We start from the raw sequence: 15,850 nt of genomic DNA on the forward strand, positions 1-15,850 counted from the left end.
TCATATGACTACGAAAATACTGGTTCATGTCCGCAACCTCAAGATGATCGTAAAGCTGTTCTGCACCAAAGATTTGTACCTGTCACTGGTGCTCATGGCGCTCAGTGCACTGCTGGCCCCGCTGGGAGCCTGGCTCTACAAGCTCCTGATCGATGGCCTCGCCTTCGTCCAGTCTGCCTCCGCCGTAACACACAACTGTTAATCCTTGTCGCCGGATATACCGTGCTGAAGATTGTCCTGGAAGGGATAGAGCATATTACGGCGCATGTTAACAATCGTCTGAAATATAACATTAACCGTGAATTCATCAGACAGGTGAACAAGAAGCTGTCTGTTATTGATATGGAAGAGCTGGAGAATCCGGCTGTCTATGATCTGTTGGAGCGGGTCCAGTCCAAAGTGAACAAGGGGATTCTGGCCTACGTCAACAACTCCTTGTCTGTCGTACTTCCTATGTTCTCCATGTTCTCCTTTATCGTGCTGCTGTTGAAGATCAATCTGTATTTTCCCGTTATTGCGGTGCTTGCCACCATACCGTATTTGCTGCTGATGAATGCACAGGGCAAGCGGAGCTACTTCCAGGCGGTTGAACAGAGCAAGCCGCTGCGCCGGTTGAACTATATGTACGATGTGCTGACAAGCCGAAGATATGCCAAGGAGATCCGCATGTTCGGATTAATTGATTATTTCAATGACCGCACGGAAGAGATCCGCAGCGAGGTATGGAGAGAGAAGTTCGGGCTGCTGCTGCATTATACGCTGGGCGGAGCGCTCGTTGATCTCTTGCGGAATATTGCGCTGGGAATCTGTCTGCTCATCACCTGCTTAGGCGTCTTAGAGAATAGAATGAGTATAGGCGATGTTATGCTGGTGATCACAGCGATGCAGGCCATAACGGGCGCACTGAGCAGTATGGTGAATAAAATCAGTTCCATGAACAATTACACACTGTATATGGAAGATATGCAGAATTTCCTGGATCTCCCCGAGAATGCCGGCGGCGGGCATAAGACGCTTGCGGATGCTTCCACCCTTCAGTTCAAGCATGTGGATTTCAAATACCCGGGCAGCGGGAGCCTTACACTTAAGAATATTGAATTAACGATCAACAAAGGCGAGAAAATTGCCTTAGTGGGCGAGAACGGCAGCGGTAAAACGACCTTCATTCATGTGCTGCTCGGCCTGTACAAGCCGACTTCAGGGGAGGTGCTGATCGGTGGAGACCCGTTAGCGGATGTCATTGATTCGTTCAGAAGGAAGACGGTCTGTGTATTTCAGAATTTCATTAAATACCAGTTCTCGGTCGCGGATAATATCCGGGCGGGAAATTTCGGACAAGAGTTCCAGAAGGAGTCGCTGCGGATCTTCCATATGGAGGACTTCATCGATCAGCTGCCGCAAGGCCTGGATACCCAGCTAGGCCAGCTGGAGAACAATGATACAGAGCTGTCGGGCGGACAGTGGCAGCGGCTGGCGATTGCCAGAGCGCTCGGCCGGGCGGACAGCGAGATTCTGATTATGGACGAGCCGACAGCCAGCCTGGACCCCAAGGTGGAGACGCAGATCTATGAAGAATTCTCCGCGCTGTGTGAGAACAAGACGACAATCATGATCTCGCACCGGCTCGGAGTGACCCGGCTCTGCGATATCATCTATGTATTCGACCAGGGGGAGATCTGTGAAGCGGGCTCGCACACAGAATTGATGAACCGGCGCGGGAAATATTATCAGATGTATACGGCCCAGAGCTATTTGTATGCTTAATGACATGGAATAAATAAGGAGTAAAAGGATATAATTGACATCAGATGACTACTGGAGTAGTATTGGAGTATGACTACTACAGTAGTCAAACGAAGGGAGGCTGGTGCATGGAGATTAAGCTGTATGATTCCGAGCTTAAGGTCATGGAGATTCTATGGAGGGAAGGCAAGCTGCCCGCAGGGGATCTGGCCGCAATTCTGAATCAGGAGACAGGCTGGAACAGGAATACGACCTATACAGTGATTAAGAAGCTGATTGCCAAGGATGCTATAGAGCGGACAGACCCCGGCTTTGTCTGCACAGCCCTGATTGCCAAAGAGCAGGTGCAGACGTATGAGACCAAAGAGCTGATTAACAAAATGTATGGCGGTTCGGCGGAGATGTTCTTCTCTGCATTTCTTAATGAGAAGAACCTCAGCAAAGCCGATATCGACAAGCTCAGGCAAATCGTGGAAAGCTTGCGCTGAGGCGAGGGATGATGGATATCTTACAGATAAGTATCTCAGCAAGCGTGCTGATCGTTCTAGTGATCGCGCTGCGCTCTGTGACCCTGCACAAATTACCCAGACAGCTCTTTCTGGTCCTGTGGGGCATTGTCATCGCCAGACTGCTAATTCCGGGTTCTGTGCCGATTCTTCCGCAGCTGTCACCTCAGGCAGAGGTTGCTGCTGCGATTGATCAGGTTAGCACGCACACAGCAGCCGTAGTGCAGTTGCCGGAACGCTCAGCCCTGCACACAGGGATGTTCGCCCGGGATATAGCATTCACGGCCTTTGCGGGCGGGGAGCCGGAGCAGCCGTTCCTAAAGCCGGAGCAGCTGGGTGTCATATGGCTTGGCGGCGCTGCACTGCTGCTTATGATCCTTGCGGTGATCTTCTACAGAAGCAAGAGAGAGCTGCGGACAGCACTGCCTCTGCAGAGACAGGAGCCTGTAATTGAGGCCTGGCGTGCCCGGCATCCCTTGCGGCGTAAGCTTACCATCCTGACATTTGACCGGATGGATACACCGGTTACGTGCGGAACCTGGCGTCCGAAGATTATCCTGCCTGCGAACCTGAATACCGGGAACGCACAGGCTATGGATTATATTCTCACCCATGAATATATGCATATCCGGTATTTCGATACAGTATGGAAGCTAGCTGCGTCCGTGGCTCTATGCCTGCACTGGTTCAATCCGCTGGTCTGGCTGATGGTTTTCTATCTAAACCGGGAGCTGGAGATGGTCTGTGATGCCAGAGTCATCCGTAAGCTGGGTGCAGAGCACAAGGCGGATTATGCGTTATGTCTCTTGGAGGTGGCGGAGCAACAGAGGGGGTTCATGCCCCTGTATATAGGCTTCAGTACAAATGCGACCAAGGAAAGGATCGTGTCGATCATGAAACTTCAGAAAATGACGGTATTGACAGCAGCCATATCAGTCATTCTGGTGGCCGGAGCGGTATCGGCGTTCGCAGAGCAGTCCAGCGGGGCCGTGAGCGGAGTGCAACCAGACAGCGGCGCTGCGCAAATGAGCGCAATGGAGACTGGTGACAGCAGCGGGCCGGATGCGGCCGCAGCATCGTCGGATGGAAGCGGAGCTCTCACCGATTTCAATTACGATGCATTGAAGGATTATGTAGCCTACGGCTTAACGTATGACAAGGCCCAGGACCGCTTCCTTTACAACAGCAAGCATATCCGCCTGTTCATGGACCCTGACCTTCAGCATGAAGGCAAGTTCAACAAATTCTACTATGACGGGAACGGCTCGGCTGATTTCCGGGTCATCAGAGACAAGGACAACGCTGTTAAGGAGATTAAGCTGCTGGAAGACAGTGAGCTTCAGGCTTTGGCCAAGGCGTATGGCTTTGAACTGGGCAAGGAGGGCCTGAAATTCAGCAACGCCAACTAAGCTTTCGTTAGGATGGCACCTGCAAGTGAGCGCGCTTCCTTGAGCTTCATCTGGGAGTGCGCTTTTGCTATAATAAGAGCGGATTACAGAAGAACAAGTGAAGAGGAGAGGAAACACATGACCACGAAGCAACCCTCCGAGCAACTGGTGGAAATGCTGGGCCAGCCGTATGATCCCAAGCGTATCCAGGCCCTGCTGAAGCCTTACGGTGTCCGGAGACTGCCCACACCAAAAAGCTATTTCAACGACGAAATCGTCTGGACAGCGAAATCATCACTACGCATGGATCTGTACCGCGGACCCAAGCTGGAGAATCTGACCGGACTCCGGCATCCAGACCCGCAAGAATGGATTATCGGTGCTGTTCAATTCCTCGCACCCGGAGCGGATGACCGGGTCAAGACTCCTTATCCCGGGCTGCTTCCCGGGAGCCTTGCAATGAGCTCCTCTCCGGTACAAGCGATGGCGGCATACGGCCAGCCCGCGATGGATGAGGAATGTGAGTGGCCCGGCTTCTCCGGCCGGATTCTCGCTTGGCGGGGGCAGGGCATCAATATCGTCTTAGAGTATGAGGACAGCCTGAGCGGGCGGGTGCTGAAAAGCTGCACAGCCTGCCTGATCGGCTGCATCGGTGCTTGGACGAGCGACAACCCGGAGGTTTTTGCTCCGTGAATAGCATAAGAGGCTCTTAATGCGGACAAGCTCCTGCGAAATCGCAGGGGCCTGCAGGATAGGGGCACAGAAGCCAATCAACAAGGAAACCTAGCTTCGAAAAAAGGCACTTGTTCCTGCCGAATTATACCCCTTTCAAGCACCCCGTTAGTGCTCGAATAGTTGTACTTTTTCCACTAGATTCCCTCCGTGCGCAATAAACAGAACATTCCTTCCACTCTGCAATTCATACCACTGGGCATACTTGCTAATTTGTATTTACAAATTATGGAATACATGCTATCTTTGCTATGAAAGCGCAACCATGATCTGATAGTTTAACCAAGGTTTTACCATTTTGTTCATGGGGAGGAAAGAAGAAAATGAAGAAATGGCTCAAAAGAACAGGAACAATGCTGCTAGCGTGTACGCTGCTGCTTGGAGGGCTTACTGCACCGCCTGCGGCCCGCGCTGACCCTGCACTGATCACCATCGAAAGCGAGAATGCCCAGCTCACCCCGGATCTGCAAGTGACGACCCAGATTTACGGAACGCCGAAGCCCGGATATTCGGGAAGCGGTTTTGTCTGGATGCAGAACTCCGGTACGCTAACCTACACTGTAACTGTCCCGGCAACCGGGATGTATACGATCTCGACCCGTTATATGCAGGAGCTGAGCCCGGATGGCAGACAGCAGGCATTAATCGTTAACGGTGCTGCGAAGGGTTCGTATATGCTGCCCTACACCACTACGTGGAAGGAGTTCAACTTCGGCTATCACAAGCTGAATCAAGGCAGCAATACTATTCAGGTAAAAGCAGGCTGGGGATTCGCTTATTTCGACGCCTTAACGGTGGATCATGCGAACCTGGACCCCCTGATTGTACAGCCCGTTCTCTCTGATGCTCAGGCCACGCCCGAAACCCAGCTCCTGATGAATTATTTGACGGAGGTATACGGGAAGCATATGCTATCGGGCCAGCAGGAGATTTACGGCGGAGGGAATGACGGCAACTCCGAGCTGGAGTTCGACTGGATTCACAATCTGACCGGGAAATATCCGGCAGTCCGCGGGTTCGACCTTATGAACTATAATCCGCTGTATGGCTGGGAGGATGGCACTACCGCCCGCATGATCGACTGGGTGAATACCAAGGGCGGGATTGCGACCAATAGCTGGCATCTTACGGTTCCCCGTGACTTCACCTCCTATCAGCTAGGGGAATTTGTGGATTGGAAGCAGGCGACCTACAAACCAACCGAGACCAATTTCAATACCGCTAATGCTGTGATTCCAGGGACCAAGGAGTACAAATACTTGAAGCAGGCGATCAAGGACTTGGCGGAGCAGCTGCAGATTCTGCAGGACAACAACGTGCCCGTGATCTTCCGTCCTTACCATGAGGCAGAAGGCAACGGCGGGCTGAATGGAGAAGGGGCGTGGTTCTGGTGGGCTTCGGCAGGTGCGGAGGTGTACAAGCAGCTCTGGGATCAGCTTTATACTGAACTTACAGAGACTTACGGCCTGCACAACCTGATCTGGACCTATAACAGCTATGTGTACAGCACTTCTCCGGCCTGGTATCCAGGGGATAATCAGGTGGATATTGTCGGCTACGATAAATACAACACCATCTACAACCGCTATGATGGACTGTCCGGCGTGCCGAATGAGGATGCGATTAGCTCGACCTTTTATCAGCTGGTGGATCTGACTGGCGGCAAGAAGATGGTAGCCATGACCGAGAACGACACCGTTCCAAGCGTGCAGAATCTGACCGATGAAAAAGCAGGCTGGCTCTACTTCCTGCCATGGTACGGAGAGCATCTGATGAGCACGGCGTTCAATTTCCCGGCTACGCTGACCACTCTGTATCAGAGTGATTATGTCATTACGCTAGACGAGCTGCCTGATCTGAAGGGGAATAACCCTCATCCGAGTGCGTCTATTACGCCATCCATGGTGGAATTTGACAAAGCTCAGGCGCATCAGGCCGACCAGACCGTCACTATGAATCTGAACGGCAACACGTTAACGGCCCTTCGTTCCGGCACTACCGTGTTGACTGAGAACGAGGACTATACCTTAAGCGGGAACACACTGCTGCTCACTAAGGCGTTCCTGGCAACGCTGCCGGTTGGCGAGCATTCGATCGTCCTGGATTTCAATCAGGGCCAAGATCCCGTGTTAAAAGTAAAAGTCATCGATACAACGCCAGGTGCTGCCATCTCACCAGACCATGCGGTGTTTGACCGGGCGGCGAATCTTGCACAGGATATTTCCGTAGCGCTTACCTTACAGGGGCATCAGCTGACAAGCCTGAAGAGCGGCAATTACACCCTTATCTCCGGTCAGGACTATACGGCCACAGACACTGCGGTTGTTCTGAGAAAGGCTTATCTTGCCACGCTGCCGCTCGGCCAGCATGCGGTCACTTTTCATTTTAGCGGCGGAGCAGAGGTTGTGCTTACTGTGAACGTAGAGGATAGCAGCGTTCCGCTGCCTTCAGGTGACTTGACCATTCAGGCCTACAACGGCAGCACCGGTGCTTCAACCAATGGAATCGCACCCAAGTTCAAAGTAATCAACACCGGGAATGCACCGGTCCAGCTCAGCGATGTGAAGCTCCGCTATTACTATACAATCGACGGCGAGCAACAGCAGAGCTTCTGGACCGACTGGGCCAGCATCGGAAATGCGAACGTCACCGGGACCTTCGTGAAGCTGGACACCCCGGCCGCCGGTGCGGATTATGCTCTGGAGATTGGCTTCACCAGTGCTGCGGGCACCCTGAACCCCGGCCAGAGCGCCGAGATCCAGACCCGCTTCGCTAAGATCAACTGGTCGGGCTACAATCAGGCCAACGACTATTCCTTCAATGCCACCAGCACCCAGTTCGCCGATCATGAGCAGGTTACGGGTTATGTGAACGGACAGTTGGTGTGGGGGATTGAGCCTTAACTTTAACTGCGCGCAAACGTAGATGTTGACCCATTCTCCGGGTTTCGTTTCGGCTGGATTAACCAATATACCAATACTCTGTTTTATAATGGATATATTTTGATGTTCGGAATGTCTATAGCGATGCTTGTGTCTTGCCTGATAATAAGAATGCAATCCAAGCAATTTCGTCGTCCATAAATAAGCTTGTAACCGTTTTCGTGTGACGCAATTACTATAAGAACGGAGGTTCTAATATGTTAGCCAAAATCAAAAAGTACGGAGTATACAGCGTAGCTCTAGTATTACTGGCTTCCACCTTGCTCGGCAGCACGGGTTCCCGCGCCTCTGCGGAAGAAACGTCAGCTGCGCTGACTTCAGACTTCAGATCGCTGCAGGCTTCACAGATTGTCAGCGAGATGGGGGCCGGATGGAACCTGGGCAACTCGCTCGAAGCTTCGGTGAACGGGATTCCCAGCGAGACCGCCTGGAATAACCCGGCCATTACGCCGCAGCTGATCCAAAAGGTCAAAGCAGCAGGCTTCAAAACCATCCGCATCCCGGTCTCCTACCTGAATTATATCGGGAGCGCCCCCGGCTATACGATCAACTCAGCGTGGCTGGATCGTGTGAAAGCAGTCGTGGATTACGCCTATAATGAAGGCCTGTATGTCGTCATTAATATTCACGGGGACGGCTTCAATTCTGTTCAGGGCAGCTGGCTTCTGGTGAATAGCGGCAACCAGACAGCCATTAAGCAGAAGTATCAGAAGGTGTGGCAACAGATCGCGAATAAGTTCGCTAATTATGGCGAGCGGCTGATTTTGGAGTCGATGAACGAGGTGTTCGACGGCAGCTACAACAATCCGAATCCGGCGTACTACGCCAACCTGAATGCTTACAATCAGATCTTTGTGGATACGGTCAGACAGACAGGCGGCAACAATAACGCCAGATGGCTGTTGATTCCGGGGTGGAACACAAATATCGACTACACGGCGGGCAATTACGGGTTCGTGCTCCCAACTGACAATTACAGATCATCCACCATACCCGGCCCGGAAAAAAGAATCATGATCTCCGCCCACTACTATTCCCCTTGGGATTTTGCCGGTGAGGAATCGGGGAATATCACGCAGTGGGGAGCGTCAGCGACGAACCCTGCCAAAAAATCCACCTGGGGACAGGAGGATTACCTGAACTCGCAGCTCCAATCCATGTACAATAAATTCACGACTCAAGGTTACCCTGTAGTGATCGGTGAATTCGGTTCGATTGACAAATCATCCTACGATTCAAGCAATAATAACTACCGTGCCGCCTATGCCAAAGCCGTAACCGCAACCGCCAAGAAGTACAAGGCCGTACCGGTCTATTGGGACAATGGCTATAACGGCCAGCATGGCTTCGCCCTGTTCAACCGTTATAACAACACCGTCACCCAGCAAGGCATTATCAATGCTATTATGCAGGGGATGCAATAAAGAGGACTCCGCCGGTATACAAGCAAGAAGCTCTTGGGATCATCCCAAGAGCTTTTTGCTGCGCGCTGAACACAAGCTTCCGGCTATGCCGATGCTGTGTACAGCTTAGTGCCATACTGTCGTGCGGTCAACCGCCAGGCGGGTGGAAGGGTGGCCGGCGGCCGCGGCTTTGCCAATGGAGATTAACATAACCGGCACATAACGCTGTGCATCCAGTCCGAAGGCACCGGCAATCTGGTTTTTATCGTATCCGCCTATGGGATTGGTGTCGTAGCCGTGCGCACGCGCAACCAGCATGAACTGCATGGACACCAGACCGGCGTCAATTAATACGGTATCGCGTTTTTGTTCCAACGACAAGCTTTGCAGGAGGGGCAAGTAGGCAGCCATGAACTGCTCCTTCACCTCTTGTGGCATGTAGCCAGATGCAACCGTGTCGCTGAAGATTTCGTCCATATACTCGGGGAAATTCAGGTCACCGAATACAGCCACTACCGCGGAAGATGTCTCCACCTGTTTGCTGTTGGAGCTGGCCAACGGAAGTAGCTTGGCTTTGGCTTCAGGACTTTCGATCACGACAAAACGCCAAGGCTGCAAGTTGACGGAGGAGGGGGCCAGCGAAGCTTCTTCCAGCATTTGCGACATTTCCTCCCGGCTGATGGTAACGGAGGAATCATAAAGCTTGACCGACCGGCGGCTTTTAACCACTTCCATGAAATCTTGAACTTTTTGTATACTGCTCATATTAGACAGCTCCTTCGAGGGATTAGAGGTTCTGGGCATTATGGTGCATCCGTTCCAGCATGTCTGCCAAAGCCTGGCGTTCTTCGGGATCGAAGCCGGCAAACAGTCCTTCCACTACTTCTGAATTAGCCTGCAAAAAATGATTAACATGCTGCCGGCCATTCTCATTGAGACTTACGAGAGTCATGCGGTTATCGTCCGGGCAGGTACGCCGATTGACAAATTGGAGTAACTCTAGCTGCTTTAAATGGCGGGTCACCGCGGCACCGTCAATGCCAAGGGATTTCTGCAGGGCGCTCTGGCTTACTTCCTCGGTAGCAAGAAGTTCTTGCAGCAAACGGAAGCGGGAGGCACTAAGGCCGGTACAGCCGGAAAAAGCGCTGCTGATCCGGGTATTCAAAGACTGCATCCTTTGCAAAATACACTTTTCAGTTAAGCCCTCATTCATCGGTTCCCTCCTTTTGAAATTTAGTTGACTCCTCAATGATTGATGGGTCAATGATTGATACATCAAATAATATAAGGGATGAGATATAAAAAAGCAAGCGCTAATTATCCGTGATTTTGTGCAAGAACCTCCCAGATAGCTCAATCATATACCATTCATGCAATCTTTCGGGTTGTGCCATTGCGGGCTATACAGGTTGTTGGGAAAGTACAGGATATGTTATCGTAGCAGGGGAATTGCTGATTGCTGAAGTGATGAACTATATGAATCTGTTGTCCGTGGAGAAATAGAACCTGGAAGACAAGGAGAGAAGCTATGCTATGAATCGTGCTACTGGGACCCCGCCACCAGGCAAAAAAGAATTCAATCCGAAAGACGCTGTACTGGTTTTCCTCGCCTTCGCCCTGATCAGCGCAGCCGTTATCTTTGCCCTTGTTATCTACGAAGTCCTGAACCTGAAGGACCTGTTATCCTTTGGAAATCCGCTGCAACTGGCAATGTATGTTGTCCTTCCCCCAATCAGCTTGCTGCTGTTCGGAATCATCCTGACTCTAATTACGCCTGCCAGCTATATTGATGAAACGAATAAGAGCTATCAGAATTACTCGCTCACGGCAATCCTTGCCTTCACTTTTGCCGGTGCGTTATTTGAGGAGCTGCTCTTCCGGGGAATTATACAAAATGTACTCACCCTCTACCTTCCCAACCTCCGGGTCGCTATCGTAATCACTACGGTGCTGTTTGTGGGAATGCATGTCCAGTACTACACGAAGCCGCTAATGCTACTGAACATCACTATCCCGAGCCTGGTCTTCGGGTGGGTCTATGGGCAGACGGATAATTTGCTGGTCCCGATCCTTGTGCATTTTCTGATGAATCTCGGGATTACGCTGCTGTTCAAATATAATATGATTCAGATGAGAGGGGAGAAAAATAGTGAATAAACTGACAGGAATTTGGTCGGTGGACTGTATGTACGGGCCTGGGGCGCAAGGGGATGAACGGATTATTTTTCAGGACAATGGGTTTGGTTGGATTGAGATCATGAATTGGGACTCGATATTGATTGAGACCTTCCATTGGACGGCGGAAGGGAACCAGTTACAACTTCGGGGGGAGCGGGTCTTGAGTAATTATGAGGCACCCCAATCTTCTGATCTTAATCTGGAGGGAGTGGGATTTGTAATTGAAGATGGGGATACACCCTCAGGTCGAACAATGCCGCTCTTACGCTTTTCCATACCTCTAATTGTGGATATTACGACATTGGGGTTAATGGAGAATAAGGTTGCAGAGGACTACTATTCACAGCGGTTGAAATTCGTAGAGAACAAGGTGGGGGAGTAGAATGGATTCCCTATCTGTCCGCGCAGAGATCGAAGAATTAATCAAGTCGCTGAAGCTGGACCGGAGAGGGCTACATGAAGTTCGCAAAGACCAGTGGAGGCGCATTTTGAGTGAAATTGAGGAACGGTTTCTGGTAAAGACCCATCATACGCAGGGCTTACACTGGGGCTGGAACCGGCTGCAGGAACCCCAGTATAGCGCCAGCTTCGTAGACAAAGACTATGCCAAGCAAAGAGACATCATCCAAGATGAATCCATCTGGTTCATTGCCGAGGATCGGTATGATAAGCTGTGGCTTTATGAGGGGAAGACGGTGGCGATTCTCCAGGTGATCCCTGAGTTATGCCACCTGAATGAGTATTACCTGATCTCCAAAAAGCTTCAATGGCTCCTCTGCGAAGATCACCATGACATGCTCCACCTGAGCGGCCAGCCGGTCATTGACCGGTGTATGAGATATGAAAGCTCTAACCCTTAGGGGATAAAGCTTTCTTCATGCAGATTATAAATTCCAATCCCGCCAGGAATGGCATTTAACCAAGATTCTTCGATATGATGATTTTCCCCCGTTTGGTTGACTCTTCACTTTTGCGATACGCCTGAAGAAGGCCTTGGGCAGTGAAGGGATAGGCCTCATTTATATGGATATTCAGTTTATTCTCTTGCATTTGGCGGACAATGGATTCAAAATCGGTACGGTTAGCTCTTGCCTGGAAGAAGTAGGCGTGAATACCGCGGACCTTCGGTTGTTGATTGAGCGCGAATGCCACCAGTGAAATAAAGGTTCCGCCATCCTTGATGACCGAGTAGTTCTTCCTTCCGATGTCTCCCGGTAACCCGGTACCGAAAGTGGCGGGGTCCATAGCAGAATCCAATACAAAATCAACAGACTCTGTGATTTGGGTGGTGAAGTCGGTTTTCGAGTAATCGATCACCTCGTCAGCACCGAGTCCTTTGACGAAATCGTGATTATAGTCCCTCGCAGTTGCGATTACATATGCTCCATGTTGCTTCGCTAACTGGACTGCAGCATGTCCTACTCCTCCAGCGCCAGCTTGAATAAGGATGCGTTGTCCCGGTTGAAGATGGCCATGCTCAAACAGCGCTTGCCAGGCTGGCAAGGCAACGGCAGGCGCAGCGCCGGCCTCTTCGAAGGAAAGGCTCTCAGGAATAACGGCCAGGAGATCTTCCTCCACGGCAACATAGTCCATGTAGGAACCTCTCGGAATCATTCCCATGACACGATCCCCCGGCTTGAAATGCCGGACTTTCCCGCCAACCTCTTTAACAATGCCGGCTACTTCATTACCAAGAACAAGCGGTAATTGAAATAGATCCTGGAATTTATCGGCCATCGGACTCTCAAGAATTGCGCCGCTGCGAAATAGAACATCTGCGGGATTGATGGATGAGGCGCGCATTTCGACGAGAACCTGTGTGTCGGTGAGTGCGGGAACGGGTACTTCCAGTTCTTCTAGCGCTTCGGGAATTCCAAAGCTTGTCAAAGCAATAGCTTTCACGATTAAATCCTCCTCTTAAATTAAACATAAGAATGATTCACAGATTGTTTAAGCAACACCTGTTTGATATGATAATAATATTGCCTGCTTGAGAGTTCAACCGGCAGAGTTAGAGGAAAGTTGCATAGGCAACACATTAAGATAATTGATGTTTAACAAGGAGATATAGGGATGGTAAATCAGGAAGATCCGAGGGTATTGCGTACACGAGAGTTAATTAGAACAGCGTTCAGAGATTTGCTGCAGAGAAAAGGATTTGATGCAATCACCATCAAAGATATCGCTCAGGAAGCAACCATTAACCGCGCCACTTTTTATGCCCATTTTGAAGATAAATATGCTTTGCTGGACGAAGTCACAGAACAGGCTTTTCATGAGAGAATTCCTGAGCAAGTGGTGAATGCACAGGAGTTCACGGATGATATATGTGAACAGTTGATCATAATGACGCACCAATACATCGTGGATTTTTATCGGATCTGCAGAATAGATTCCAATCCGATGGCTAAGCTGGTCGATGACAAAATAAAAAAACTGCTGCAGCAAACCATAGAAAACATTTTTCTGCGAGGGGATGACCGTTATAGGGCGGACGTTCATCATATCAAAATGATGGCGGCCATGACAGGTTCAGCCATCTATGGCGCTGCACATTATTGGTTAAATGCCGGGGAGAAGAGCGGGACCGGTGTGCTTACAGACATTGCTCGTCCCTATGTAATGAACGGTCTGGGCAGGGAAATACTCAGGAGGTGAACCATGGAATGGATCAGTTAAATCAACAACTATGGGCTGCTGTTCAGCAAGGCGATATGGATCGTGTGACCCGTTTACTGGAAGAGGGGGCTGATATCGACGCTACAGATTCCTCAGGCAGAACACCTGCAATGATCGCTGTACACACGAATCAATTAGAGCTTTTCAAATTGTTGATTGAACAAGGGGCGGACATCGATATTCGCGATAACCGCTTAGACAATCCGCTTCTTTATGCGGGAGCAGAAGGGATGCTTGATTTCGTTAAGGTGGCTATTGCCGCAGGTGCGGATACATCCATCCTGAACCGGTTTGGGGGAACGGCACTGATTCCTGCTGCTGAACGCGGTCATGTGGACGTTGTGGAAGAGCTGCTGACCACTTCTGACGTCGATGTGAATCATATCAACAATCTTGGCTGGACGGCACTGCTGGAGGCGGTTCTTCTGGGTGATGGTGGAGAGGCACATCAGGCTATTGTACAACTGCTGATCGATCATGGGGCAGACGTGAATCTTGCCGATTCCGAAGGCGCTAGTCCGATTGAGCATGCCCGAAGAAGCGGTTATCTGGAAATCCTGGAAATGTTGACGAAAAGAGCAGGGAAGAGCGGTTGAATACTTCGTATATAAGACATTCTAAAGCTCTAATAACCTGGCATCGAGACCCCGGCAAATTTTCAAGAAATGAATGGATACGTGATATCGTTGTTGACTATGGGGAGATCAGACGGGGTCATGCAAGGGGGTACCTGGACCGTATTGGTCTGGATTACTCTATAACGCTATTTTCATATACTTTACTCATACTTGTTCCACAGAATTCCCGCAATCGCCTGCTAAGATGAAGATACTTTCAAAGAAGAGGTGATTGAAATGATCAAATGGACAAGAAGAGTAATCGCAGTGTTGGCAGTAGTGAGTGTAGTGGGCGGCTCAACAAGCGCATTCGCAGCAACGGCACCTGTTGTGAAATCAGTGAAAGAGGTGAAGGTGACTGCACCAGTGGTGAAATCTTCCACTCCAGCCAAGATAACTCCAGTGAAAGCTTCGACTCCTGCTAAAGCAGTAACCTCTGTGAAGAGTACAGCAGCCACTAAAAGTCCGGTCAAGTCTACAACGCCAACCAAGCACAAAGCAGCAGGAAAGACAGTAGCCTCACATGCCAAACACAAAACAGTATCCAAAGCTGTGACACCTTCCAAATCGGCCGGCAAGATCATCGTGACACCAAAGAAGAAATAATGCTAATGCATCCATTGCAGTCTTCCGCAGCAACATACTTATAAACACAGAAGGCGGGGCTCATGAAGAGTCCCGTCTTTTGATCTATACATCTAACTAACTCTAACCTCCGTCTACGGCGTGTCCAAAAATAGCTTCAGACAAATGGTTGTCCTCGATGAACTGTAAGATAAGCTTCGAACTGGTGGCAAAGGAACGGGGTTCACCAAGGATCGTGGAGGAGATTACGCCGACTATTTTATCGCTCGAATCTATGACAGCACTGCCGCTGTTTCCGGGCCAGGTCTGCACATTGAATTCCATGGAGTGCGTGTACACATCGGGTGTTGACGCATTTTTCGATTTGCGGATTACGGCCACATCATCGGCGGTGAATGTTCCGTAGAGCGGTGTCCAGGGGTACCTCTTGGTATTCCCAGTCTCCGAATTTCCTATTGGCTTAGTAGGGTGCCCGATGACCGTCACCTTTTCATTGGCTGTTGGCACAAGCTTGAACTCCTTGAAATAGCTGTCCTGATAGGTTTTTGGGATTTTGTTAGCGTCAATCTTCAGCAGGGAGAGGTCATCCTTAAGATTTGTTGCCACAAGTGTGCCTAGCAGATACCCGTCCGATTTTTGCGCATAAAAAGTGATTTGGAAGCGCAATTTCTTTCCATTATAGCTGGCGGGGGCCACGTGATTATTAGTGATAATGTATCCGCCGGGTAACATGAAGCCTGCACCAATACCAATCTTTGTCTTGCTCCCTTGACCGGACATTACATACTTGTCTATCATAACGACACGTGTCAGATTCTTATAATTACGATAGGCTTCGGCTTGCTCTTCTTTGGATAATGCGGCGTTGCTAGTGTAAGGCCCGACCTTGATCCCGGATTGGATGACCGTCGTGGATGTAATGGAGACTTTGCTGACAGCAGAAGCTGCGGCGATGTGGATGCCCAATGTTAGAACTGCAACAGCCAGTAGGCATGAGAGGAATCTGCTAACCCTGCGAGTCATAATCACTCCCCCTTTAGTTGTATACTATTGAGGAGTGAGACATGTTGTGACGGT

General features: G+C 50.4%; 17 protein-coding genes. 13 read left to right on the forward strand and 4 right to left on the reverse strand.

The genetic code is table 11. The features are described from left to right. Positions 1–4: 4 nt before the first annotated feature. The 7 genes from C162_RS36450 (at position 5) to C162_RS30110 (ending at position 8,735) form a co-directional block, all read left to right on the forward strand. Positions 5–202 carry a hypothetical protein gene (locus C162_RS36450; protein ID WP_036701080.1) on the forward strand — a complete coding sequence of 66 codons (198 nt, stop codon included), beginning with the start codon at positions 5–7 and terminating at the stop codon, positions 200–202. A 20-nt stretch (positions 203–222) separates the two neighbouring features. Further along, positions 223–1,764 carry an ABC transporter ATP-binding protein gene (locus C162_RS30085; RefSeq protein ID WP_036701081.1) on the forward strand — a complete coding sequence of 514 codons (1,542 nt, stop codon included), beginning with the start codon at positions 223–225 and terminating at the stop codon, positions 1,762–1,764. A gap of 107 nt (positions 1,765–1,871) precedes the next feature. Then, a complete protein-coding gene (locus C162_RS30090) occupies positions 1,872–2,231 on the forward strand; it encodes a BlaI/MecI/CopY family transcriptional regulator (protein ID WP_036701083.1) in 360 nt (119 codons plus the stop codon). A gap of 8 nt (positions 2,232–2,239) precedes the next feature. Next, a complete protein-coding gene (locus C162_RS30095) occupies positions 2,240–3,658 on the forward strand; it encodes a M56 family metallopeptidase (RefSeq protein ID WP_084649094.1) in 1,419 nt (472 codons plus the stop codon). A 117-nt stretch (positions 3,659–3,775) separates the two neighbouring features. Beyond that, positions 3,776–4,330, forward strand: a complete 555-nt coding sequence (locus C162_RS30100) for a hypothetical protein (RefSeq protein WP_036701085.1) — start codon at positions 3,776–3,778, stop codon at positions 4,328–4,330. Between the two features lie 362 nt (positions 4,331–4,692). Beyond that, entirely contained in the window at positions 4,693–7,272 is a 2,580-nt protein-coding gene (locus tag C162_RS30105; protein WP_036701088.1) for a glycosyl hydrolase, read from the forward strand. A 236-nt stretch (positions 7,273–7,508) separates the two neighbouring features. Continuing rightward, entirely contained in the window at positions 7,509–8,735 is a 1,227-nt protein-coding gene (locus tag C162_RS30110) for a glycoside hydrolase family 5 protein (RefSeq protein WP_051494046.1), read from the forward strand. Positions 8,736–8,840: 105 nt separating this feature from the next. Here the strand turns inward: C162_RS30110 and C162_RS30115 are convergent, their stop codons facing one another. Together C162_RS30115 and C162_RS30120 are read right to left on the reverse strand one after the other, a co-directional pair. Continuing rightward, entirely contained in the window at positions 8,841–9,518 is a 678-nt protein-coding gene (locus C162_RS30115; RefSeq protein ID WP_156949745.1) for a nitroreductase family protein, read from the reverse strand. Then, positions 9,502–9,927: a MarR family winged helix-turn-helix transcriptional regulator gene (locus C162_RS30120; RefSeq protein WP_036701092.1), complete on the reverse strand. Its 426-nt coding sequence runs from the start codon at positions 9,925–9,927 to the stop codon at positions 9,502–9,504. Before C162_RS30120 ends, C162_RS30115 begins: the two co-directional genes overlap by 17 nt. Before the next feature lie 320 nt (positions 9,928–10,247). Here C162_RS30120 and C162_RS30125 point away from each other — a divergent pair, with 320 nt between their 5' ends. From C162_RS30125 to C162_RS30135, 3 genes are read left to right on the forward strand one after another with little or no spacing between them, the layout of a single operon-like run. Beyond that, positions 10,248–10,871 carry a CPBP family intramembrane glutamic endopeptidase gene (locus tag C162_RS30125; protein WP_036701094.1) on the forward strand — a complete coding sequence of 208 codons (624 nt, stop codon included), beginning with the start codon at positions 10,248–10,250 and terminating at the stop codon, positions 10,869–10,871. Next, entirely contained in the window at positions 10,864–11,274 is a 411-nt protein-coding gene (locus tag C162_RS30130) for a hypothetical protein (protein ID WP_036701095.1), read from the forward strand. Before C162_RS30125 ends, C162_RS30130 begins: the two co-directional genes overlap by 8 nt. Before the next feature lies 1 nt (position 11,275). Then, positions 11,276–11,752: a DUF6756 family protein gene (locus C162_RS30135; protein ID WP_036701097.1), complete on the forward strand. Its 477-nt coding sequence runs from the start codon at positions 11,276–11,278 to the stop codon at positions 11,750–11,752. A 55-nt stretch (positions 11,753–11,807) separates the two neighbouring features. On the opposite strand, the gene C162_RS30140 is transcribed toward C162_RS30135, so the two are convergent. Then, positions 11,808–12,794 carry an NADP-dependent oxidoreductase gene (locus C162_RS30140; protein ID WP_036701100.1) on the reverse strand — a complete coding sequence of 329 codons (987 nt, stop codon included), beginning with the start codon at positions 12,792–12,794 and terminating at the stop codon, positions 11,808–11,810. Between the two features lie 171 nt (positions 12,795–12,965). Here C162_RS30140 and C162_RS30145 point away from each other — a divergent pair, with 171 nt between their 5' ends. The 3 genes from C162_RS30145 (at position 12,966) to C162_RS30155 (ending at position 14,794) form a co-directional block, all read left to right on the forward strand. After that, on the forward strand, positions 12,966–13,550 hold the full coding sequence (locus C162_RS30145; RefSeq protein ID WP_036701102.1) for a TetR/AcrR family transcriptional regulator: 585 nt from the start codon (positions 12,966–12,968) through the stop codon (positions 13,548–13,550). 8 nt (positions 13,551–13,558) lie between these two features. Next, entirely contained in the window at positions 13,559–14,167 is a 609-nt protein-coding gene (locus tag C162_RS30150) for an ankyrin repeat domain-containing protein (RefSeq protein ID WP_036701104.1), read from the forward strand. Between the two features lie 258 nt (positions 14,168–14,425). Further along, the gene (locus C162_RS30155) at positions 14,426–14,794 is read left to right on the forward strand and encodes a hypothetical protein (protein WP_036701106.1); all 369 of its coding nucleotides are present in this window, start codon (positions 14,426–14,428) and stop codon (positions 14,792–14,794) included. Positions 14,795–14,896: 102 nt separating this feature from the next. Here the strand turns inward: C162_RS30155 and C162_RS30160 are convergent, their stop codons facing one another. Then, entirely contained in the window at positions 14,897–15,796 is a 900-nt protein-coding gene (locus tag C162_RS30160) for a S1 family peptidase (protein WP_036701108.1), read from the reverse strand. Positions 15,797–15,850 lie beyond the last annotated feature (54 nt).

Origin of the sequence: Paenibacillus sp. FSL R7-269 (genome assembly GCF_000517865.1) — a bacterium.
Taxonomy (GTDB): domain Bacteria; phylum Bacillota; class Bacilli; order Paenibacillales; family Paenibacillaceae; genus Paenibacillus_AQ.

What these genes read in the sequence shown, in the direction of transcription:
- C162_RS36450 (WP_036701080.1), top strand. Translation starts at nt 5, where the DNA reads ATGACTACGAAAATACTGGTTCATGTCCGCAACCTCAAGATGATCGTA.
- C162_RS30090 (WP_036701083.1), top strand. Translation starts at nt 1,872, where the DNA reads ATGGAGATTAAGCTGTATGATTCCGAGCTTAAGGTCATGGAGATTCTA.
- C162_RS30095 (WP_084649094.1), top strand. Translation starts at nt 2,240, where the DNA reads ATGATGGATATCTTACAGATAAGTATCTCAGCAAGCGTGCTGATCGTT.
- C162_RS30100 (WP_036701085.1), top strand. Translation starts at nt 3,776, where the DNA reads ATGACCACGAAGCAACCCTCCGAGCAACTGGTGGAAATGCTGGGCCAG.
- C162_RS30105 (WP_036701088.1), top strand. Translation starts at nt 4,693, where the DNA reads ATGAAGAAATGGCTCAAAAGAACAGGAACAATGCTGCTAGCGTGTACG.
- C162_RS30110 (WP_051494046.1), top strand. Translation starts at nt 7,509, where the DNA reads ATGTTAGCCAAAATCAAAAAGTACGGAGTATACAGCGTAGCTCTAGTA.
- C162_RS30115 (WP_156949745.1), bottom strand. Translation starts at nt 9,518, where the DNA reads ATGCCCAGAACCTCTAATCCCTCGAAGGAGCTGTCTAATATGAGCAGT.
- C162_RS30120 (WP_036701092.1), bottom strand. Translation starts at nt 9,927, where the DNA reads ATGAATGAGGGCTTAACTGAAAAGTGTATTTTGCAAAGGATGCAGTCT.
- C162_RS30125 (WP_036701094.1), top strand. Translation starts at nt 10,248, where the DNA reads ATGAATCGTGCTACTGGGACCCCGCCACCAGGCAAAAAAGAATTCAAT.
- C162_RS30135 (WP_036701097.1), top strand. Translation starts at nt 11,276, where the DNA reads ATGGATTCCCTATCTGTCCGCGCAGAGATCGAAGAATTAATCAAGTCG.
- C162_RS30145 (WP_036701102.1), top strand. Translation starts at nt 12,966, where the DNA reads ATGGTAAATCAGGAAGATCCGAGGGTATTGCGTACACGAGAGTTAATT.
- C162_RS30150 (WP_036701104.1), top strand. Translation starts at nt 13,559, where the DNA reads ATGGATCAGTTAAATCAACAACTATGGGCTGCTGTTCAGCAAGGCGAT.
- C162_RS30155 (WP_036701106.1), top strand. Translation starts at nt 14,426, where the DNA reads ATGATCAAATGGACAAGAAGAGTAATCGCAGTGTTGGCAGTAGTGAGT.
- C162_RS30160 (WP_036701108.1), bottom strand. Translation starts at nt 15,796, where the DNA reads ATGACTCGCAGGGTTAGCAGATTCCTCTCATGCCTACTGGCTGTTGCA.